Raw genomic sequence first — 20,345 nt, 5'->3', positions numbered from 1 at the left:
CCCATTTGCTGGAAGCCGGGTACGACATCCGCACGGTACAGGAGCTGCTCGGACATGCGGACGTGTCGACGACCATGATCTACACCCATGTGCTGAATCGACCGGGGGTGCTGCCGGTGAAAAGTCCGATGGATGCGATCTAGACGCCGCCGGATCCACCATCATCCGGTTCCTCCGGACCGGCCGACAATCGGACCGCCGGACCGCCGATCCGGACCGCCGATCCCGGCTTCCGGCTTCCGGCTTCCAGGGAAGAGGACGACTGCAAGTCGTCTATCCCGGGGGGTGTCGCCGCTTCGCGACGACGGTTGGCGTCACTTCCGGCCGATCGTCTGCGCACGGTACGATTGGGGGTCGAGGCGTGTCGGGGCCGACTCAAGTCGTCCCGACAGCCCCGACACCTGTTGTAGGCCTGCACAGTTGGGATGCTGATTTCCGGAAATCACCTTAGCTTGGACCGAGCAGGAGCCAGAGGATCAGGCCCACGACCGGCAGCAACAGGACGATGACGATCCACAGCACCTTCGAGCCGGTACCGGCGGAGCTGCCGACGATCTTGACGATGGCATAGATCGTCAGAACCAGGTGAATCAAACCGAGAATGCCTGTGACTTCGACCTGCATCGCTGATCTCTCCGTGAGGGTGCGGAATAGGAAAACGGGTTGAGGATGCAGGCTCGCCGCGCTCTCCGCAGCAAGCCCGCTTCGATGATAGCGCAGGCTCCGGCGCTCGCGTCAGGATACGTCGAGCATGGGCATGACGCCCGAGGGCTCATCGCGTAAAACCCTCGCGCGTTACGAACACTTTACACAAGAGGAGATTCTCAGTGTCCAGCCTCCCGGAACGCAGCGAGCAGATCCGCCTAGTCCATGCGGCCTTCATCCGCCAAGTGGTCGCATTGACCCAACGCCCGGAGGGTCGAGCCGAGCTCGAGGCCCTGCTTGCAGGGGCCGAGCAACAGGGTTGGAGCGCGCTGGTTGCCGTCTTGCGACGCATCGCCAAGGGGGAGCGCTCGCCCGCGCTCCAGAGCGGTCTCGACGAAGAGGACGGGGTCATCGCGGAATCCGTCCTGCGCGGTCTCCAAGACCCGGCCAGTTTACCGGATCCAAGCCGGGCACAGAATCCGACCCTCGCCGCGCCCGGCCTCGCGCACATGATCCACGCCGCACGCACCGATCCGCAGGCGCTGGTACTGATCGGCAACATGGCAGATCAGATGAGCAAGGTCGGGGGCAGCATGGCCCGGCTGGCGGGTGTCGTCCGCCCGCTGATCAACGGGGAGCGCAACCCGGACCAGCTCTGTCGCGGGATGGATACGCAAACCCAACAGCTGGTGTTGGAGATCCTCGGCGAGCTGGGCAAATTGGAGGCGCACTGAGCCGGACTCGCCCGCTTCGACACCTCCGCCCGCTCCCCCTTAAGGCGAACTCCGGAAACCTTCATACCAAGGGCGTAGGTTGTGCCAAGCCGTGCGAGGCACAACCAACGGCCGGCGCAAGTTGTGCTTCCTATCGTCAGCACAACCTACGGGAATGGAGTTTTGCGGAAATCGCCTAACACCTCGACGCCGCCCGATCAACCTCCGGCGGAACCCTCGCCGTCCGCGTCGCGGGATTCCGGTCGATCCTCCTCTTCAAGCTTAACCCGCAGAGGTCCGCGTGTATCCAGGTGCAGATCGCGCTGCGGGTAGGCGATGACGATGCCGGCGTCTCTGAATTTGCGGTTGATCGCCATATTGAGCTCCGAGGTGATGGCCACCCGATGCTCGATGTCCTCGATAAAGGCCCGCAGCGATAGGGTCAGGGCGTTGTCGCCGAACCCTTCGAGGTTCATCGCCGGCTTGGGGTTGGCAAGCACGCGCGGATTCTCTTCCGCCGCCTCACGCATCAGGACATGGGCTAGGTCCACGTCGGTGTCGTAGGCCACGCCCACAAGGATCATGATCCGCGTCACCGGGTCGGACAGCGACCAGTTGAGCAGCCGGCCGGTGATGAGCTCCTTGTTCGGGACCAGCAGCTCCTTGCGATCGTAACCCCGGATCGTCGTGGCACGGATGCGGATCTTGGTCACCACGCCGTCGGTCCCGTCCACGGTGATGACGTCGCCGACGCGCACCGGGCGCTCGAACAGGATGATCAGACCGCTGACGAAGTTCGCGACGATCTCCTGCAGGCCGAACCCGATCCCCAGCCCCATGGCCGCCACCAACCACTGGAGCTGGGACCACTGAGCACCGACGGTATTGAGCGCCAGCACGATACCCAGGGCGACGATGACGTAGGTCGTCAGCGTCGTGACCGTATAGCGGCTGCTCGAGGCCATGTGCAGACGCTCGCTCAGGATGATCTCGAGCATCGCGGGCAACCGTTTGGCAAGCACGGCGATCGCAACCAAGTACAACAGCGCGAGCCCGAGATCGGCCAGGGTGACGGGCAGCGCCGTCTCCTCCCCATCCAGCATCCCGGTGGTGTGCCAGAGGGTCACCTCGTCGAGGATGCCCAGTGCCGGAAAGACCGGCGACCAGATGGCGTACAGACCGATCAGGGCGAGGGCGACCGTCGCCATCCCCAGTAGCTCTCGACCGGCCGCGCTTGCCGCCGCGAGATCGATGCTCGCATCGTCGGACGGCGCGGCGCCAAGCTCCCCGCCGTCCGTGGCCTCGTGCTCCGCGACGGCAGCCGCTCGGCGCTCGAGCGCAACCCGGCGAGCCAAGCGGCCGCGAACCTGAATCAACCAGCTCGAGGCCAGCGCATGCTGCAACAGCAAGATGACGCTCAATCCCAAGGTGAGCAGGTAGGCATCCCAAAGGACGAGCGCCGAATAGGCATAACCCTCCAAGACGAGAACCAGGATCACCAAGGGAACGGCTACCAGCACCGGGTACCAGAACGGATAGGTCCGGGACAACAGACCGGTGCTCGGACGTTGCCGCGACGCCGTCATAAGACCGCTCCGCGGGTGAAACAATCGGAAAAAGAACAGGGCAACCGCCGCGACGGAGACCAGGGCCGTGAGCCGCCCGACCAGTCCGACAGCGGCATCCGGATTCAGGCTGATTGCCTTGCCGAGGATCAGCATCGCCGGAACCAGGACCCAAATCAGCCAGCCGATCTCCGACCTCAGCCGTTGCACGCCGGCCTGCGGCCACCGGAAATGTCCGATCGCGATTCCGCGCGGCAGGCAGATCCCGCGCAACAGCAGCAGGACAAAGAGCACGACCGCGATGCGGACCAGTTGAACCCCGGCCGTCTCGGACACCTCCGTACCCTGCGCGGCGCTCTGAAGCGCCCAACCGATTGCGCCGAACAGCAGGGGCAGAGGTGCGGCAAGCATCAGCGTAAACACCAGTGCACGCAGCGTTTGCCGCGTGTCCCGGAGACCCGGCTGCTGCGTTCGGACCGAGGCGCGCTCGATCGCAGCGATCAAGTCGCGGCGCTTCCAGAGCAGCAGGCCCGCCACCAACGCCGCGAGCCAAGACAGGGGCGAGGTCGCAAGCCGCCCTGCGAGGCTGCGGCCGAGCTCCGACCAGACCGAGGGCGACAGCAGTCGCACGATCTCGGGTTGCAGATTCACCAAGTCCGCCGGGCGGGTCTTGGCCCCCGTTCCGAGCCAAAATAAGTGCTCTTCGAGAAAGTAATCGTAGGCCCGCGCCACATCCAGCATCCGACTCGCGGCGACCTTGAGCCTCTGCAGCGCCTCGAGCTGTACGCCTTCGGCCTCCAGTTGCTTTGCCAGCAGCACCTGGCGCCCTACGATCAAGGTCCGCAGGGTATCGAGATCCTGCGGTTCGGAGTCGGCCGGGAGCTTGGCTGCAAGCTCGGAGAGTATCCGGTTCGGATCGGCGATGCGGGTCGCCTCGTCGAGGTGCTGCAGCCGGCTGACGTTGACCGCGGCGATCTGCTGCTCGATCGCATGCAGATTGCGGGTATGAACCGCGAAATCGGGCAGGTCCGCACGGTGCTCAAGCAAAAGTGGCCCGATGCCTTCGGTCAGCCCGCTGACCTCCCGAGCCGCCCGCACGCGCTCGAAATTGGCCTGGATGCGCTCGGACAACCGCAACGCCTGCGCTTCCTCCTCGTCATGTCCGTCGAGCCGTCCGGCGATGGCCGAGAGCTGCTCCGTCAGCTCGGCGTTCTCGCGCGCAAGCTGCCTCAGCAGCGGATCGGACTGCTCGGTCAACTCCAGCATCCGCGCGGCCTCGGCCTTCGCGAACGCCGCCTCGTTCTCGTGCTTGTCGTTGAGCAGCGCCTTCACTGCCTCGACCTGGGTGCGCAAACGCTCGACACTCGCGGCCTCCTCGTCGCGCCGGGCCGCGAGCAGCTCCAACCGCATCGGCTGACTGATCAGCTCTTGCTCGAATGCCCCGATCTCGGTGCTCAAGGCAACGTAGCGGGTCTCGAGCGCCCACCACAGAGCCTGCATGAGTAAAGAGCTGGACCCCGAGGCCGGAGACACGTGCTCGCCGCTGCCGGGTTCAACCCGCAGGGCGGCGGCGATCCCGTCCTGTTGCTCCTGCGCCGCAGTCAGACGCTGGCGGATCATGGTCGGGCGGTTCTCGTGGAAGGCGCGCTGTCGATCGAAATCCGCGCGCCGCGCCTCTGCCGCGGCAAGGTCGGCTTGCGCCTTACGCAGGCGCAGCGCGATCTCGCTGCGCGGCGTCTGCGGACCGATGCCGAGCACCTGTACCGGATCGTCCGCACCGGCCGCCGGTATTCGCTCGCGGATGCGCCGTGTCTCCTCGGGTGCCGCCTGCGCGACCTCCTCGAAGGCCGCAGCACGGTTCCTGTTGACCTCGGCTTCCTTGAGATTGGTGAGGGCTTCACGGTAGCGGGCGACAACCTTGGTCTTGAGCTCTGCGTCCAGATCGGCGCTCGTCTCGGTCCGAGCGATCTTTGCTTCCAGACCCTCCGCCGACATCAGCGACGGACTCAGCGAGCCGAGGCCGACATTCTCGGCGCCGAGTGTCGACGACAACAGCGTGAGGCAGAGCCCCAAAGCGAGCGTGCAGCCGACAACCGGATGTCTCATGATCGAAGCCCCCGACCCGGGCCGATCCTGCGGATCGCCCTGCAAGGGCGGGCTGCTCGGGCCACGACGACTAATCAATGGTCTCGGGGATATACCCCGGCGCATTGGGACCCATATTCTTCTCCCCCTCCTCTGCCTCCTCGTAGGGATTGCCGATCGCATAGGGTTCGCCGGCCGCAATCCCCGCGGCATCCGCCGCCGGATTGTCGATGACGCTGTCTCCGACGAGATCCCCGTCGGAGACGTTCACGCCTTCGACGATGACCTGGTCGCCGCAGCCGGCAAGGAGCAGGAGCGTGAGGGCCAGCGCCGGCGCCTGAGTCGAGAACCGGCGATGCTTGGAACGGGTATCGAGGTCGCTCATGGTGGCTCCATTGCGTTTAAACCGCGTCCGGTGCGGTATGCGTGTTTTGTTGAGTGGATTGGCCGCGCGAGCTCCGACGACGCTCGGAGCTGGCGCGGTTGAGCTGGATGACGGATGCGATGCCTGCATCCGCCCAGGATCTGTCGAGGGTGAACCGACACCATCGGACATCAGGAGGCCCCGGCCTCGTGCTCCGGACCCGGATCCCGAACCTTGACGCCCCCGTGGACCTTTTCGCGAAACCGCTGGAAGACCACGTAGAGCATCGGGATCAGGAAGATCCCGATCAGCGAGGCGGCAAGCATGCCGCCGAAGACGGCCGTGCCGACGCCACGCTGACTCGCCTCGCCGGCACCGCTGGCGATGATCAAGGGGACCAGACCGAGGATGAAGGCAAAGCTGGTCATGAGGACGGCACGGATCCGCAGACGCGCCGCCCGGGTGGCGGCATCTAGGATCGAGGCCCCGGAGGCGCGCTGCTCGATGGCGAACTCGACGATGAGGATCGCGTTCTTGCTCGCCAGCCCGATCAGCACCACGATGCCGACCTGGGCATAAAGATCGTTGGAGAGACCCGCGACCCAGAGTGCGCAGAGCGCGCCGAGCACCCCGACCGTGACGCTCAGGAGCACCACTGCCGGCATCGACCAGCTCTCGTACAGCCCGACCAAGAAGAGATAGGCGAACAAGACCGCCAGCGCCAACACGATCGGCGTCTGCCCGCCGGCTTCGCGTTCCTGAAAGGCGGTGCCCGTCCACTCGAAGCCGTAGCCCGCCGGCAAGGTCGTCGCGGAGATCCGCTCCATCGCCGTCAGGGCCTCGCCCGAGCTGAAGCCTGGCGCCGGCTCGCCCTGAATCGTGACGCTGCGATAGTTGTTGTAACGCTGCAGGAGCTGCGGCCCCAGGATCAACTCGGGGGTCAGCAGTGCGCGCAGCGGAACCATCTCGCCTTGGTCGTTGCGCACATGGATCCGGTAGATGTCTTCGACGCGCTGACGGTCGGCCTCGCGGCCTTCCACCTGGACCTGCCAGACCCGCCCGAAACGGTTGAAGTCGTTGACATAGTAGCCGCCCAAGGTCGCCTGCAGCGCGTTGAAGACGTCGCTGATGCGCACTCCCAAGGTCTGGACCTTTTCGCGGTCGATATTCAAAAACACCTGCGGGTTGTCGGTCGCCCAGGTGGAAAATACGCGCGAGAGCGCGGGATCCTGATTGGCGGCGAGGATCAGTCCGCGCATCACCCCGGCGAGCGCCTCGGGGGTGCGCCCCTGCAGGTCTTCGAGCTGATACTCAAAGCCTCCGCCGGTCCCCAGACCGACGATCGGCGGGAGATTGAAGGGCATGACCCGCGCGCTCGGGATGCCGATCGTTTGCGCCGCGATCCGATCGATGACGGCATCGACCTTGAGATCCGCCGTCCTGCGCTCCTCGAAGGGCTTCAAGCGCCCGATGACGGCCGCCGAATTGGAGAGCACCGCGCCGTCGAGGATGCTGAAGCCCGTGATCGTCACCACGTGCGCGACCGCCGGATCCGCCTTCACGAGCGTCTCGAGCTCCTGCACCACCTCGAAGGTCCGGCTCACCGAGGCGCCTTGCGGCAACTGCACATGGGCCATAAATGCGCCTTGGTCCTCTTCCGGGAGGAATCCGGTCGGCGTGATCTTGAACAGCCAGCCGGTCGCGAGCCCGATGCCGAGGATCAGCACCACCACCAGCATTGAAATACGCACCAGCCGCGCGACGATCGCGGCATAGCCGTCGCGGACCCGATCGATCCCGCCCATCACGTAGCGCATCGGCCCGTGTCGATGACCGCCCGGCTTGAGCAGGACGGCGCACAGCGCCGGCGACAGGGTCAGGGCATTGACGGCCGAGATCAGCATCGCGAAGGCGACGACGGCCGCAAACTGTTGAAAGAGTTGCCCGGTAATCCCGGGGATGAAGGCCACCGGCAGGAAGACCGACAGCAGCACCAGGGTGATGGCAATGATCGGCCCGGTGATCTGGCCCATCGCCTTCTTGGCAGCCTCGCGCGGCGGCAGACCCTCCTCCTCCATGATGCGCTCGACGTTCTCCACCACCACGATGGCGTCGTCGACCACAATTCCGATCGCCAGCACGACCGCCAACAGCGAGATAGTGTTGGCCGAAAAACCGATCGCGAGCAGGAAGGCGAAGGTCCCGATCAAGGCCACGGGCACCGCGATCAAGGGGATCAGGGTGGCGCGCCAGCTCCCGAGAAAGAGGAACACGACCAGGATCACCAGAACGAAGGCCTCGAGCAGGGTATGGACGACCTTCTCGAGACTTGCGTTTACGAAGTCCGTGGTGTCGTACACCAAGGTATAGCCGAGGTCGTCCGGGAACCGCTCGGCGAGCCGATCCATGGCCGCCTCGATCCCGTCGGCCACGGACACCGCGTTGGCACCGGGCGCGAGATAGATCCCGATGGCAGCCGCGTCCTGGCCGTCCAATCGGCTAAAGGAGTCCGACTGACGCGAGCCGAGCTCGACGCGCCCGATATCCGAGACCAGCACGCTGGAGCCGTCCGGGTTGGCGCGCACCACGATACGCTCGAACTCGGCCGCATCGCTCAAGCGCCCCTGAGTCTGGAGCGTGATCTGGAACTGTTGGTCGGCCGTCATCGGCTGCGCGCCGATCCGCCCCACCGCGGCCTGGATGTTCTGGCTCTGGATCGCCGCGATGACGTCCGCGGGCGTGAGCGAGAGCGCGGTGAGACGATCCGCGTCGAGCCAGATCCGCATGCTGTAGTCGAGCGGCCCGAACAGCGACGCCTGCCCCACGCCGGGCACGCGCGCCAGGGTGTCGACGACGTTGATGGTCGCGTAATTGCTCAGGAACAGCCCGTCGTAGGACCCCTTCGGCGAAGACAGCGCCACCACCTGCAACATGGCGTTGGATTTCTTCTGAACCGTCAGCCCCTGCCGCTTGACCTCCTCGGGGAGCTGGGCCATCGCCAAATTGGCCCGATTCTGCACGTTGACCGTGTTGATGTCCGGGTCGGAGCCGAGCGCAAAGGTGACGGTGAGCGAGTAGCTTCCGTCATTGCCGCTGGTCGACTGCATGTAGAGCATGTTGTCCACACCGTTGACCTGTGATTCGATCGGTTGCGCGACCGTCGACTCCACGACCGACGCGCTCGCGCCCGGATAGGCCGCGGTGACCGAGACCTGCGGCGGAACGATGTCGGGAAACTGGGCGACCGGGATGCGGGTGATGGCGATCAGTCCGGCCAGCGTGATGACGACCGAGATGACGATCGAGAGCCGCGGCCGGTCGATGAAGACATCGGAGATCATTGCTCGAGTGCTCCGGCGGCACTCGTTGCAGGCGCGGCGCTCACGGCCTGACCGGGCCTCACCTGCTGGATCCCTTGCGTGATGACCAGCTCCCCTTCGACCAGGCCCTTGGTGACGACGATATCCGGCCCCTTGGTCTGCCCCGTCTCGATGCGACGCGTTTGGGCCTTACCCTCGGCATCGAGGATCATGACGTAGACGCCTTGCTGATCGACCTGAAGCGCCGATTGCGGGATCAGGATCGCCGATTCGGGTGCACCCGCTTCGAGCAAGACCCCGACATACTGGCGGTCGACGAGGATACCGTCCGGGTTCGGCAGCTCGGCGCGCAGGGTGACCGAGTCCGTCCCCGGATCCGTGGTCACGTCGACGAAGTCCAGACGCCCCGCGTGCTCGTAGAGCGTGCCGTCCGGGAGACGCACACGCACCTTCACATCCCGAGCGTTGCCGCCCTTATCTTCGATGGTTTGGCGCGCACCGAGCAGATCACGCTGGGTCACCGGGAACTGCACGTAGATGGGATCGCGACTCACGATCGTCGCCAAGGTGCCCGAAGCGGGACCGACCAGATTGCCCACCGTGTAGCTCGCAAGCCCGATGCGGCCGGCCACCGGCGCCGTGATCGTCGTATAGCTCAGATTGAGCATGGCTTGGGTCAGGGCGGCCTGCGCAAGCGTAATGCCCGCCTTCGCGATCGAATCCGCCGCCTGCAGCTCGTCGACCGAGGATTGCGAGATGTTCTTGGCCTTCACCAACTCAAGGCCGCGCGCCAATTGGGCGGCGGTGTTCAGTTGATCGGCCCGAGCCTTTTCAAGATCGGCCTGGCGCTGCTCGACGGCGGCCGCATACTGACCCGGCTCGATCACGAAAAGGACATCTCCGACCTTGGCCTCCTGGCCCTCGGTGAAACGACGTTCTTCGAGGAACCCCTCGACCCGGGCACGCAGATCGACCCGGTTGACCGCGATCACCCGCCCGACGAAGGATGCTTCCTCATCGACGACGCGAGACTCGGCCGGAACCACGACCACCGAGGGCGGCGGCATCTCCGGCGCGGGGACGTCGGGCTCTCCGCAGCCCGACAACGTCAAGCTACCGACGAGAAGGAAGCAGAACAGCCGCCCGAGCCGACGCGAGACGCGTCGGGTTCCGGACAGGCGATCCGAATCAGGCTCCAAGACACGCATGCTGCAGGACATCGTCAGGCATCCTTGATGAAGAGTTCGACGGCCGAAGTCTAGCCGAAAAGGCTCGCCGATGGCCGATCCGTGCAGCGCAGCGATGCGAGCCGACGCGGCGCATCGAGGGCATGCTAACGTAACGCTTTTCGTCGACGAGGAACGACATCGTGTCTTTGCGTGCTCTCAAGCATCCGCTCCAGCTGGCCCTGCTGCTGGTCCCCCTGCTCGGACTTCTGATCCCGAGCCCCCCTACGCAGGCCGCGGGACGACCGACGATCGGCTTGGCGCTCTCGGGCGGCGGGGCACGTGGCGCAGCCCACGTCGGGGTTCTGAAGGTCATCGAGCGGATGGGGATCCCGGTCGACTATGTCGCCGGCACCTCGATGGGTGCCGTCGTCGGCGGGCTTTATGCGATGGGCATGTCGCCCGACGAGATCGAGGCGACCATCGAGGAGATCGACTGGACGGCGATCTTTCAGGACGAGCCGCCGCGTCAGGATCGGCGTATCCATCGCAAGCTCGACGACAACGACTTCTTGTTGAGCGCCAGACCGGGGGTGAACGAGGAAAAGCGTGAGGTGAATCTCGTCCCGGCCCTGATCCAGGGCCATCGGCTCGACCTCGCGCTGCGCCGCTACACGCTTCCCGCAAGATCGATCCAAGATTTCGACGATCTGCGGATACCCTTCCGTGCGGTCGCCACGGACGCGGTCACCGGCGAGGCGGTGATCCTCGGCAGCGGCGATCTCGCGACCTCGATCCGCGCGAGCATGGCGGTGCCCGCGGCCTTCGCACCGGTCGAGATCGGCGATCTGCTCCTCATCGACGGCGGCCTGGCGATGAACCTGCCGGTCAGCGTGGTGCGCGAGATGGGCGCGGACATCATCATCGCCGTCGACGTCGGCGGACCCCGTCGCGACCGGGAAGAAATCAACAATGTCTTGGAGATGCTCGACCAGGTCATGGGGCTCGTGACCTGGCGCAACACTCAGGAGGAAATCGCCAAGCTGCGTCAAGGCGATGTCCTCATTACACCGCCCCTGGAGCGCGAGGTTACGGCCGCGGACTTCAACAAGATGCTTGAGGCGATCGCCATCGGCGAGCGCGGTGCTCAGGGGGAGGAGATCGCACTGGCGGCGCTCGAGGTCCCGACGGCCCGCTATGCCGCTTATCTGCAGCAACAACGCCTCACGAGCGAACCCCTGCCGATCATCGATCGGGTACGCGTGGAGAATCGCTCGCGCCTAGCCGACGCGCTCATCACGCAGCGCCTGGATGTGCCGCTCGGTGAGCCGCTGAACCCGGATGCCTTGGAGGCGCAGATCGACCGCGTCTTCGATCAGGACAATTTCGAGTCGGTCCACTATCGCGTCGAGGAGACCCCCGAGGACGAAACCGAGCTGGTGATTACCGCCACCGAGAAGTCATGGGGTACCAGCTCCCTGCAGTTCGGCTTGGAGCTGTCCTCCGCCTCCGGGGGCGACTCGCGATTCAACGTCGGCGCGGCCTACACAATGGCGCCCGTCAACGCCCTGAACGCCGAGTGGAAGACCTTTCTGCAGGCCGGCGAAGAGCCCGGTCTGATCACCGAGCTCTATCAACCGCTCGACCCCTTGGAGCGCTGGTATGTCGAGGCGACCGCCGGCTACTTCACCGAGAGTCTGACCCTGTTCGAGCCGGAGAAATCGGATAATCCGTCGGCCAAGTATCTGATCTCGCGTCTCGGCGGATCGCTCGAAGGCGGCCGGAATTTCGGCGACTGGGGACGGCTCGGGCTCAACTACAGACGCTACGCTGGCGATGCCGACCTTCGCTACGGTGACACAGGTCTGCAGGGGTACGGGTTCGACGAAGGCTCACTCGACCTCACCTTCTATGTCGACACCCTGGACAGCGCCAATTTCCCGCGTCGCGGCTGGGTGGGCAGCGCATTCGCCTTGACATCCCGGACCGAGATCGGCGCATCCGAGAACTACGATCAGGCCGGGTTCAATCTGCTGAACGCCCGGAGTTGGGGGAAGAACACGCTCCTGACCGGGATCAGGATGGCCGGCAGCTTCGGCGGGGAGGAGCCGGCTCAGGCCTTCTACCGACTGGGCGGCTTCCTGAACCTCTCGGGTTTCAATCAGGACGAGCTCTCGGGCGGAAACCTCGGGCTCGCGCGTGCCGTCTACCTGCGCAACCTCACCTCCGGACTCGTCGGCACCTATGCCGGGGTCTCGCTGGAGGCGGGCAACGTCTGGGAGCAACGCTCGGACATCGAATTCGACAACCTGCGTTTCGGCAGCAGTCTCTTCCTGGGCGCGGACACCTTCATCGGACCGATTTACCTGGGATATGGCTTCGCCGACGGTGGCTTCGGGGCGCTCTACCTCATGCTCGGTCGACCCTGGAACACCCGCGGGACAGATTAATCCGAGCCTCCGACGCCCCCGCCGGAACACAAGAGCCGGGTCAGAAAGCGCGCGGCCCGGTCGAGATTGGCCATTGCGCGCTCGCTCAAGGGTTCGCCGAACGCGAATCCGTAGCCGCGTATCGCCAGCAGCCGGGCCGGCGGGGGCGTTTGCCCGGTCACCTGCCGAAACAGGCTCAGCAAAGCACCCGGTGCAAGCGCATGCGTGCTGAACGACACCTCGGGACTCGGGCGCAGGGGAAGAAAGGTGAAGGGCTCCGGGCCGCTCGCAGCCGCATCGACGAGGATGACACGCTCGCGGCCCTGTAGGTCGAGGACATGCTCGATCTGAAGCTGAAAATCGGTCAGGGTTTCAACGCTGCACCGCGCAACATCGGGATCCAGGCTCAGGCGATCGATCAGGAGCGGCCCGAGGGCGTCGTCCCCGCGCGAAGGATTCCCGCAGGCCAAGATCAACACCCGGCCGACGCCCGATTCGGATGTCATGCAACTCGCATCACGCGAAAGATCAGGCGGCGCCCGCGACCGGCTTGGGCTCGGAGACCTCGGGCAGACGCAGCGAGAGCAGGAAGGCAGCGAGTACGAACCCCGCCGACCACCAGAGACACCCTTCGATCCCCTGCGTCTGATAAACCAAACCCGAGAGGACCGTCCCTGCGAGTCGCCCGCCGGCATTGGCCATGTAATAGAAGCCGACGCTCATCGAGACCTTCTCGAAGTCCGAGTAGGCCAAAATGAGATAAGAATGCACCGCCGAGTTGATGGCAAAGAGCACACCGAACAGCATCAGGCCGGCGATCAGCACCTCGCCCGGCGGCCAACCCTGGTGAAGCGCCAAGGCCATGCCCGCCGGCACGATCGCAAGGAGCACCGCCCAACGTCGCGCCGTGCGACCGCCCGGATGACGCCGAACCGCCTGATTCGACCGCCCGAGGTTCAACAGGCGCGGGGCTGCGGCCTGCACCATGCCATAGCCGATGACCCAAGACGCCATGAAGGTACCAACCTGGGTAAAGCTCCATCCGAGCACTGAGTACAGAAACACCGGCAAACCGACCACGAACCAGACATCCCGTGCGCCGAAGAGAAAGAAGCGCGCTGCCGAGAGCCAGTTGATCGCCGGCGTATTGGAGAAGACTTGCGTGAACTTGGGCTTGGACGCCATGCGACCGACACCCGAGGGCAGCAGGATTGCGGTCACGATCAGCACGATCAAAAGCGTCCCCGCGAGCACCGCCAAGGCCCCGCGGAAACCGATCAACTCCAGGAGCGCCGCCCCGATGAAGAAGCCGGCGCCCTTGAGCGCATTCTTCGAGCCGGTGAGGATGGCGACATACTTGAACAGCCGCGACTCCCCGCCCGCCCCGACCAGGGTCTTCACGGTCGCCTTGGCCGACATCTTGTTCAGGTCTTTGGCAATGCCCGACATCGCCTGAGCGACCATCACATAAGCCACGGTCAACCAGGCATCCGGCACCGTCAGCATCGCGAGCGCCACCACCTGCAACCCCATGCCGATGTGCATGGTCAGATTCAGCCCGATCCGCGCACCCAGCCAGCCGCCCACCAAATTCGTGACGATGCCGAAGACCTCGTAGAAGAGGAACAGCATGGCCACCTCGAACGGCGAATAGCCGAGCAGGTGGAAATAGAGCACCACCAGCATCCGGATCGCCCCGTCGGTAACGGTGAACGCCCAATAGCCGGCGGTAACGGTCAGGTAGTTGCGCGTATTGGTGTCCATCAACTCTCGCCGGCCTATTCTCTAAATCAAACACTCAAAAAAAGCGAGCGCCGTAGGATGGGTAGAGCGCAGCGAAACCCATCCTCCCCGCTAAAGCCCCTCTCCCAGCAACTCCGCGATATCCATCATCCGATTGACATAGCCCCATTCATTGTCGTACCAGGCCAACACCTTCACCTGAGTCTCGTCGATGACCATGGTGGACAGCGCATCGATGATCGAAGAACGCGGATCGTCCTTGTAGTCGACCGAGACCAGTGGGCGCTCCTCGTAGCCGAGGATCCCCGCCAACTCGCCTTCGGCAGCGGCCTTGAAATACCCGTTGACCTCCTCGACCGTTACCGCCCGCGCGGCCTCGAAGACGAAGTCGGTGAGCGAGGCGTTGAGCAAGGGTACGCGCACGGCCAGACCGTTCAACTTGCCGGTGAGCTCGGGAAAGATCTTGGTGATCGCCTTGGCCGATCCGGTGCTGGTCGGGATCAGGGACTGACCGCAGGCACGCGCGCGGCGCAGATCCTTGTGCCCGAGATCGACGATCCGCTGGGTGTTGGTGATGTCGTGGATGGTCGTCATGGTGCCGTGGCGGATCCCGATCCGCTCGTGCATGACCTTCACCACCGGCGCCAAACAGTTGGTCGTGCAGGAGGCCGCCGTGACCAGGTGATGCTCGGCCGGATCGTAGAGTTGATGATTGACGCCGTAGACGATGTCGAGAGCACCCGCGGTCGGTGCGGCGACCAAAACCTTCTTCACCCCTTGATCGAAGTAGCCCCGAAGCGTCTCGGGCTTCTTGTGGTGCTTGCCGGTCGCCTCGATGACGATGTCGCAGTCAGACCAATCGGTGTCGGTCAACGCCGGGTTGCGGCTGTAGGCGATCACCCCGCCGTCGATCCGGATCGTATCCCCCTCGCCCGTGCAATCAGCACCCCACACCCCATGGACCGAATCGAACTTCAGCAGGTGCGCCGATCCGGCGGCATCCGTCGCGATCTCGTTGATGCGAACGAGCTCAAGCCCGTCCCGTCCCCGGGCGGCGCGCAGGCCCAATCGCCCCATACGGCCAAAACCATTGATCCCGACACGAACGCTCATCGTTCCTCCGATTCCGATTGAAGGGCTTCGATCTGCTCCAGCGAGGGGAGCGGCGTACGCCCGATCGCATCGAGCTCGCGTTGCAACTTGAGCCGATCCAAAGACGCGAGCGGCAGACTGAGAAAGATCTGGATCCGATTCTGAAGGGCGGCGAAGGCCTGGCGAAACGCCATCATTCGCGCGACTTCGTTGCCGTCGACCTCGGCCGGATCCGGCACGCCCCAATGGGCGGTCATCGGCTGTCCCGGCCAGACCGGGCACATTTCCGCCGCGGCGCGGTCGCAAACCGTGAAGACGAAATCCATCACCGGGGCGCCCGGCTCGGCAAACCCAGCCCAATCCTTGCTGCGCAGATCATCGATCAAGTAATTGTTGCGTCTGAGCACCTCGAGGGCCAGCGGATGCACCTCGCCCTTCGGATGACTGCCGGCGCTGTAGCCGTTGAATTGGCCACGGCCGAACCGGTTGACGATGCACTCGCCGAAGATGCTGCGCGCAGAATTGCCAGTGCACAAAAACAGCACGTTATAGGGTCTCTCGACCATGGGTTAGTCCTCGGTGGGATGAAATCTCGCCGCCCGAACATCCATTGAGTGACTGCGGCGGATGATCGAGAGTGTGCCGGTACACGAAACCAAACGTTGGAGTTGACCCAAAAGCCAAACCCGGGTCAGGCGCAGCGGGGCACGCCCGGCCGGTTCGGCATTTGGGCCAAGACTCGATCGTCCTCCACGAATGGCCGCTCGCCGCGCACGGCGTCGAAAAGCTCGCGCAGCACGGCGGCAACCCAATCCGGCAGCGCCGGACTCACGCGATAAAAGATCCACAAACCCTCGCGTCGATCCGTCACCAGACCCAGCTCGCGCAGCTGCGCGAGATGTCTCGACACATGCGGCTGCACCGCACCGATGGCATGCGTCAACTCGCACACACAGAGCTCCGGGTGGCGCATCAGCAGGATCAAGCAACGCAAGCGCGTCTCGTGAGCCAGCGCGGCGAAAAAATCGGTCGGTTGGATCGTCACGGCGGAAAACATACCCCAGAACGAATATTGAGCAAAATGAAGGTTTGATGACGGCTGCGGATCGCTCGACCGCGGGCTGAGCTCCGGCTTTTTGGGTCACCGTGAACGCTCAAGTCGGCAGCCGGTCGCGGACAGGGCCTCCATCACACGCAGGTGAGCCACGGGGACTCGGAGAGCCCCAACGGCCGCGCCAACCGAAAGCAGCTCGAAGAGCTCGAAGCGGCGGGCTGGCTGCCGCGCTGGATCTCGACACCCTGATTCATCGCGACGGTTGGAGGTGACTGATGCGGGACGAGATTCCCGAAGGGTTTCTCAACCGGCATCAAGCGCCGACGGGTTGAGAACCTCCATGGTTTCATCGCCCATACCCATCACGAGCACCCCTTTCGAGGTGGCATAGGTGATGATGCTCGGGTCCGGGTAGAGGCTGGCCAACACACCGATGAGGCGCCGATCCGCGTATTCGGGAAAAACCTGCGGAAACTCCGCCAAGACCCGCAAGAGCTCATCGACGCTTGCGCTGATCAAACGGCTCTTCGTCTGGTTAACCAGGACGAGCTCCGGACAGACGAGGAGCGCGTCGTACTCCCGACTATCGCCATTGAAACGGCGGCGCATCCGCACCCCGAAGAGGTCGGGCTGCCGACAGCCCAGCAGCGCTCGCGCAACCCGCGGGAGATTCGGCGCGACGATATCCTCGACCAGTGTTCCAAGCCGGTTCGCCAGCTCGCCCCACTGGCGATTCATCGACTTGCGGTCCCGCTCCGCCTCTTCACGGTAACGCAAGGACTCGTCTTTGAAATCCTGCATCTCGTCCTTGAAGACGCGCATCTCGTCTTTGAAATCCTGCATCTCGTCTTTGAAGACGCGCATCTCGTCCTTGAAGGCAAGCATCTCCTGCTGCAGCCGAACCTGGCCGTTGTAGGCCTTATTGAACTCGACACCGACACTTCGCGTGAAGGCCTCAAGTGCCTCTTCCAAACGATCGACGCGATGTTCCAACACGGCGGACATGGTGCAGACCCTCTATCGATTACTCTGACTTCGCCACGGTCAGTATGACGCAAACGAAACGTGCACGCCAACCTGGTCAAGTTGCATCGGATTCCCGTCGCGGCAACTCCTGTCCGCTGCAACGGATTAGACTGACCCTAGGTTCAACGGTTTCAGTGCCCGACGAGTCCGGTACACGGCATCATCGATACCTTACGGCACGCACGCAACCCGCAGAATCCCGCCCGTCAAGCGCATTCGCGCTCGAACGCCCTGCAAAACGCGTCAAACGGCATGGGCCGACCGAACAGGAAACCCTGGAACCGGCTGCAACCCATGTCGAGAAGCAGGTCGCGCTGCGTCTCGCGTTCGACACCTTCGGCGATGATCGGCAGTGCCAAGGCATCGGCAATCCCGATCGCGGCCCGCACGATCATCGCTGCATAGGGATCGGTATCCAGCGCGGCGATGAGCAGCTGGTCAATCTTCACGCCGGAAAGGGGTAACTGTCGCAGATGGACCAGGGAGGAGTAGCCGCTGCCGAAATCATCGAGCTCGATCTCGATACCCGCAGCGCCGAGTCGTTCAAGAATCGCCGCATTGCGCTCGAAATCGCCGAACAGAGACGCCTCGGAGATCTCGAATCTCAGTCGCGCGGGCGGAAACCGTAACGGGTGGATGATCGCGAGGACTCGCTCGATCAACCGCGGGTCGGCAAACTGCCGGGCACTGAGGTTGATCCCGAGAACCAGATCCTTCCCGGTCGGTGCGCGCCCGGGCAGGCTCGCGATGTCCCGGCATGCCGTGCGCACCACCCAATCGCCGATCACGGGCATGAGATCGGTCGTTTCGACCTCCACCAGGAAATCGGCCGGACTCAATGTGGTGCCGTCGCGCAGCGACCAGCGCAGCAGCGCCTCGCAACCGACCCAACGTCCGTCCCGGTCGACCTGCGGTTGATACACCAACTGCAAATCATCCTGCGCCACCGCTTGACGCAGCGCGCGTTCACGCCGCGCCGTCTCCTCGATAGCCTGCTGCATCGCGGGCTGAAACAGGCGCAGGGTCTCGCGACCGGCCCGCTTGGCCTGGTACATGGCGATGTCGGCCTGTTTCAGCAGCTCGGACCCGCTCGTCTCGTGCCCGTGAAAGAGTGTGATGCCGATGCTGGCCGTGCAGCTGTGGGCATGATCGCCCGGATGCAGGCGATAGGGCTCGCGAATCAAGGCGCCGATCTTCTCGCCGATCATCGCCGCCTCATGTGCTGCGCTCTCGGGCTTGACGTCGAGTGCCTCGCACAGGACGACGAGCTCATCCCCGCCGAGGCGTGCGGCGGTATCGGTCTCGCGCAGCGCAACGGAGAGTCGTTCCGCGACTTGGATCAACAGGGCATCGCCGAGATCGTGCCCCAGGCTGTCGTTCAATCGCTTGAAATGGTCGATATCCAGCAAGATCAGCGCGCCGTGATCGCCGCGCCTGTGGCTGCGCGCCTGCGCCTGCCCGATGCGCTCCATGAGCAAACGGCGATTGGCCAGTCGGGTCAGCGGATCATGGAAGGCGAGCGCTTGAATCCGCGCATCGGCGCGCATCTGATCGGTCACGTCGTAACAGATACCGATCACGCGGGCCGATGCCTCCTCGTCGCCGCGAAATAAACGGCCGTGTGCACGCAGATGGCGTTCGTCGCCGTCGGGCCAATACACCCGTAGATCGCACAGCAAGGGACCGAGCCCCTGAACGGCATGAGCGAGCGCATGCTCGAAGGTCGAGCGGTCTTCCGGATGGAGCAGCTCCGCCCAGGTCGCCGGATCGGTGGTCATCGGCTCCGCAACGCGCCCGTGCAGACGCGACATCCCCGTGTCCCAAAGCAGGCATCGGGAGGCCACGGCGTAATCCCAAACGCCGATTCCCGCGGCATCCACGGCGAGCTTGAGACGCTCCTCGCTCTCGCTCAACCGGGCCTCGCTCTCTCGAAGCAATCGGTTCTGCTTCATCAGCTCGCGCTGCAGGGCGTTGATCTCGCGATTGGCGGCGATCAGGACCTGATTGAGCCGGTCGAGCTCGAGGACATCCATCTCCCCGGCGACCAACAAACGGTCGTCGCGCCGCCACACGCGTGCCGCGAGACTCCGATGGACACGCCGCCCGTCGCCGAGTGTCAAGACGCCGGAGAAGGCCGCACCCGCGAGCGTCAGCTCGCGCAGCGCGGCAAAGCTCGGGTTGACGAAGGCGTTGCCGCAGGAGGTGCCGGCCGCGATGCCCTCGAGCATCAGCCGCATGCCGCGATTCAGATAGATGCCGTTCCCGGCGTTGTCGAAGACCCCTGCGGCCAAGGCGATACTGTCGTCGCAGAGCTCGCCGAACAGATCTTTGAAGGCACCCTCGGCCGTGCCGTCGGGCGGTTGATTACTCATGGCGCCCGGTTGACGGGTCCGCGTATCCAGGGCGGTCCACTCTCCAGGAGGCGACTCAAGTCATCGAGCGACGCGATACAGATGACACCCGCATCGGCATCGAGCCCCGCATGCCCGCCGTGCGCCAAGCCCTGGCCTCCGATCAGGATCGGCAGCTCCGGATACACGGCGCGAATGCGCCGCAACATGCCTTCGAGTCCGTCGACATGGAAATCGACACTGAAGGACAGTCCGACCGCGTCGGGTCGCTCACGCTCGATGGTGTCCAAAAGGCGATCAACCGGGGCGCCGGCAATCACGAGCCGTGTGTCCCACCCGTGCATCTCGAAGAGATCCGCGACCATCTTGAGCCCGACCTGATGCAGCTCGTCCTCTACGGTGGCCAAGACGACCTTGCGACCGCAGCGCCGCGCCTGGACGATCGTCGGATAGACTCGGTTGAGCAGACCCTCAGTGATCGTCGTCGCCAGGTACTCGCAGGCGACAGAGACCTGGTTACGGACCCACAGCTCCCCGATCCGGTACAAGGCGGGCTTCATCAAGCCTTCGTAGATCAGAGGGACCGGGATACCTGCGGCGAGCAACGTGTCGACCACGTTCGCACAGGTGGTGCTGTCTCCCGCGATCAGGGCCTGCAGATAGCGCTCGAGGTCGTCGCCCGCGACCGCATCTCCGGGCTCGAGGCCGGCGTCTTCGCCTTCGGACAGATCATCGGGGAGAGACAACATCGTCAGTGATACCATTCTGTAATTATACCGTCGCCCTCGGATC

Annotated in this window: 16 protein-coding genes; 3 read left to right on the top strand and 13 right to left on the bottom strand. The window is 64.4% G+C overall.

Translation table 11 applies throughout. From position 1 onward, the window contains the following. Window positions 1–143 (top strand): tyrosine-type recombinase/integrase (locus tag AADX97_RS03830; RefSeq protein WP_374238542.1); only part of this gene is annotated, 143 nt, incomplete at its 5' end. A 304-nt stretch (window positions 144–447) separates the two neighbouring features. Here AADX97_RS03830 and AADX97_RS03825 read toward each other — a convergent pair. After that, a complete protein-coding gene (locus AADX97_RS03825) occupies window positions 448–624 on the bottom strand; it encodes a PLDc N-terminal domain-containing protein (RefSeq protein ID WP_374231674.1) in 177 nt (58 codons plus the stop codon). A gap of 203 nt (window positions 625–827) precedes the next feature. Between AADX97_RS03825 and AADX97_RS03820 the strand changes: the two genes are divergently transcribed. After that, window positions 828–1,379, top strand: coding sequence for a hypothetical protein (locus AADX97_RS03820; protein ID WP_374231673.1), 552 nt, complete (start codon window positions 828–830; stop codon window positions 1,377–1,379). Window positions 1,380–1,576: 197 nt separating this feature from the next. Here the strand turns inward: AADX97_RS03820 and AADX97_RS03815 are convergent, their stop codons facing one another. From AADX97_RS03815 to AADX97_RS03800, 4 genes are all read right to left on the bottom strand, one after another. After that, window positions 1,577–5,029 (bottom strand): mechanosensitive ion channel domain-containing protein, encoded by a 3,453-nt coding sequence (locus AADX97_RS03815; RefSeq protein WP_374231672.1) that lies wholly within the window; start codon window positions 5,027–5,029, stop codon window positions 1,577–1,579. Window positions 5,030–5,099: 70 nt separating this feature from the next. Further along, window positions 5,100–5,393 carry a hypothetical protein gene (locus AADX97_RS03810; RefSeq protein WP_374231671.1) on the bottom strand — a complete coding sequence of 98 codons (294 nt, stop codon included), beginning with the start codon at window positions 5,391–5,393 and terminating at the stop codon, window positions 5,100–5,102. A gap of 170 nt (window positions 5,394–5,563) precedes the next feature. Next, complete coding sequence (locus AADX97_RS03805; RefSeq protein ID WP_374231670.1) at window positions 5,564–8,713, bottom strand: efflux RND transporter permease subunit; 3,150 nt, start codon at window positions 8,711–8,713, stop codon at window positions 5,564–5,566. Beyond that, on the bottom strand, window positions 8,710–9,912 hold the full coding sequence (locus AADX97_RS03800; protein WP_374231669.1) for an efflux RND transporter periplasmic adaptor subunit: 1,203 nt from the start codon (window positions 9,910–9,912) through the stop codon (window positions 8,710–8,712). Before AADX97_RS03800 ends, AADX97_RS03805 begins: the two co-directional genes overlap by 4 nt. Window positions 9,913–10,061: 149 nt before the next feature. Here AADX97_RS03800 and AADX97_RS03795 point away from each other — a divergent pair, with 149 nt between their 5' ends. Next, window positions 10,062–12,308, top strand: coding sequence for a patatin-like phospholipase family protein (locus tag AADX97_RS03795; protein ID WP_374231668.1), 2,247 nt, complete (start codon window positions 10,062–10,064; stop codon window positions 12,306–12,308). Here the strand turns inward: AADX97_RS03795 and AADX97_RS03790 are convergent. From AADX97_RS03790 to AADX97_RS03755, 8 genes are all read right to left on the bottom strand, one after another. Beyond that, window positions 12,305–12,793, bottom strand: coding sequence for a hydrogenase maturation protease (locus AADX97_RS03790; RefSeq protein ID WP_374231667.1), 489 nt, complete (start codon window positions 12,791–12,793; stop codon window positions 12,305–12,307). The two genes, AADX97_RS03795 and AADX97_RS03790, sit on opposite strands and share 4 nt — an antisense overlap. A 22-nt stretch (window positions 12,794–12,815) precedes the next feature. Then, window positions 12,816–14,051 (bottom strand): organoarsenical effux MFS transporter ArsJ, encoded by a 1,236-nt coding sequence (gene arsJ, locus AADX97_RS03785; protein WP_374231666.1) that lies wholly within the window; start codon window positions 14,049–14,051, stop codon window positions 12,816–12,818. Window positions 14,052–14,141: 90 nt separating this feature from the next. Continuing rightward, entirely contained in the window at window positions 14,142–15,143 is a 1,002-nt protein-coding gene (locus AADX97_RS03780) for an ArsJ-associated glyceraldehyde-3-phosphate dehydrogenase (protein ID WP_374231665.1), read from the bottom strand. Further along, on the bottom strand, window positions 15,140–15,688 hold the full coding sequence (locus AADX97_RS03775; RefSeq protein ID WP_374231664.1) for an arsenate reductase ArsC: 549 nt from the start codon (window positions 15,686–15,688) through the stop codon (window positions 15,140–15,142). Before AADX97_RS03775 ends, AADX97_RS03780 begins: the two co-directional genes overlap by 4 nt. A gap of 125 nt (window positions 15,689–15,813) precedes the next feature. Beyond that, window positions 15,814–16,179 carry a metalloregulator ArsR/SmtB family transcription factor gene (locus AADX97_RS03770; RefSeq protein ID WP_374231663.1) on the bottom strand — a complete coding sequence of 122 codons (366 nt, stop codon included), beginning with the start codon at window positions 16,177–16,179 and terminating at the stop codon, window positions 15,814–15,816. A 300-nt stretch (window positions 16,180–16,479) separates the two neighbouring features. Beyond that, on the bottom strand, window positions 16,480–17,181 hold the full coding sequence (locus tag AADX97_RS03765; RefSeq protein ID WP_374231662.1) for a hypothetical protein: 702 nt from the start codon (window positions 17,179–17,181) through the stop codon (window positions 16,480–16,482). A 227-nt stretch (window positions 17,182–17,408) separates the two neighbouring features. Beyond that, entirely contained in the window at window positions 17,409–19,574 is a 2,166-nt protein-coding gene (locus AADX97_RS03760; protein ID WP_374231661.1) for a putative bifunctional diguanylate cyclase/phosphodiesterase, read from the bottom strand. Then, window positions 19,571–20,302 (bottom strand): B12-binding domain-containing protein, encoded by a 732-nt coding sequence (locus tag AADX97_RS03755; RefSeq protein ID WP_374231660.1) that lies wholly within the window; start codon window positions 20,300–20,302, stop codon window positions 19,571–19,573. Before AADX97_RS03755 ends, AADX97_RS03760 begins: the two co-directional genes overlap by 4 nt. Window positions 20,303–20,345 lie beyond the last annotated feature (43 nt).

The organism is Thiocapsa sp. C2-2m, assembly GCF_041903745.1.
Taxonomy (GTDB): domain Bacteria; phylum Pseudomonadota; class Gammaproteobacteria; order Chromatiales; family Chromatiaceae; genus Thiocapsa; species Thiocapsa roseilacustris.
The sequence above is the reverse complement of the archived record's forward strand: the minus strand, read 5'-3'. Positions and strand labels throughout refer to the sequence as shown.

Excerpts from the sequence above, each read along its gene's own strand:
- AADX97_RS03755 (WP_374231660.1), bottom strand. The coding sequence starts at position 20,302 with ATGTTGTCTCTCCCCGATGATCTGTCCGAAGGCGAAGACGCCGGCCTC.
- AADX97_RS03790 (WP_374231667.1), bottom strand. The coding sequence starts at position 12,793 with ATGACATCCGAATCGGGCGTCGGCCGGGTGTTGATCTTGGCCTGCGGG.
- AADX97_RS03815 (WP_374231672.1), bottom strand. The coding sequence starts at position 5,029 with ATGAGACATCCGGTTGTCGGCTGCACGCTCGCTTTGGGGCTCTGCCTC.
- AADX97_RS03800 (WP_374231669.1), bottom strand. The coding sequence starts at position 9,912 with ATGTCCTGCAGCATGCGTGTCTTGGAGCCTGATTCGGATCGCCTGTCC.
- AADX97_RS03780 (WP_374231665.1), bottom strand. The coding sequence starts at position 15,143 with ATGAGCGTTCGTGTCGGGATCAATGGTTTTGGCCGTATGGGGCGATTG.
- AADX97_RS03805 (WP_374231670.1), bottom strand. The coding sequence starts at position 8,713 with ATGATCTCCGATGTCTTCATCGACCGGCCGCGGCTCTCGATCGTCATC.
- arsJ (WP_374231666.1), bottom strand. The coding sequence starts at position 14,051 with ATGGACACCAATACGCGCAACTACCTGACCGTTACCGCCGGCTATTGG.
- AADX97_RS03810 (WP_374231671.1), bottom strand. The coding sequence starts at position 5,393 with ATGAGCGACCTCGATACCCGTTCCAAGCATCGCCGGTTCTCGACTCAG.
- AADX97_RS03765 (WP_374231662.1), bottom strand. The coding sequence starts at position 17,181 with ATGTCCGCCGTGTTGGAACATCGCGTCGATCGTTTGGAAGAGGCACTT.
- AADX97_RS03760 (WP_374231661.1), bottom strand. The coding sequence starts at position 19,574 with ATGAGTAATCAACCGCCCGACGGCACGGCCGAGGGTGCCTTCAAAGAT.
- AADX97_RS03770 (WP_374231663.1), bottom strand. The coding sequence starts at position 16,179 with ATGTTTTCCGCCGTGACGATCCAACCGACCGATTTTTTCGCCGCGCTG.
- AADX97_RS03825 (WP_374231674.1), bottom strand. The coding sequence starts at position 624 with ATGCAGGTCGAAGTCACAGGCATTCTCGGTTTGATTCACCTGGTTCTG.
- AADX97_RS03775 (WP_374231664.1), bottom strand. The coding sequence starts at position 15,688 with ATGGTCGAGAGACCCTATAACGTGCTGTTTTTGTGCACTGGCAATTCT.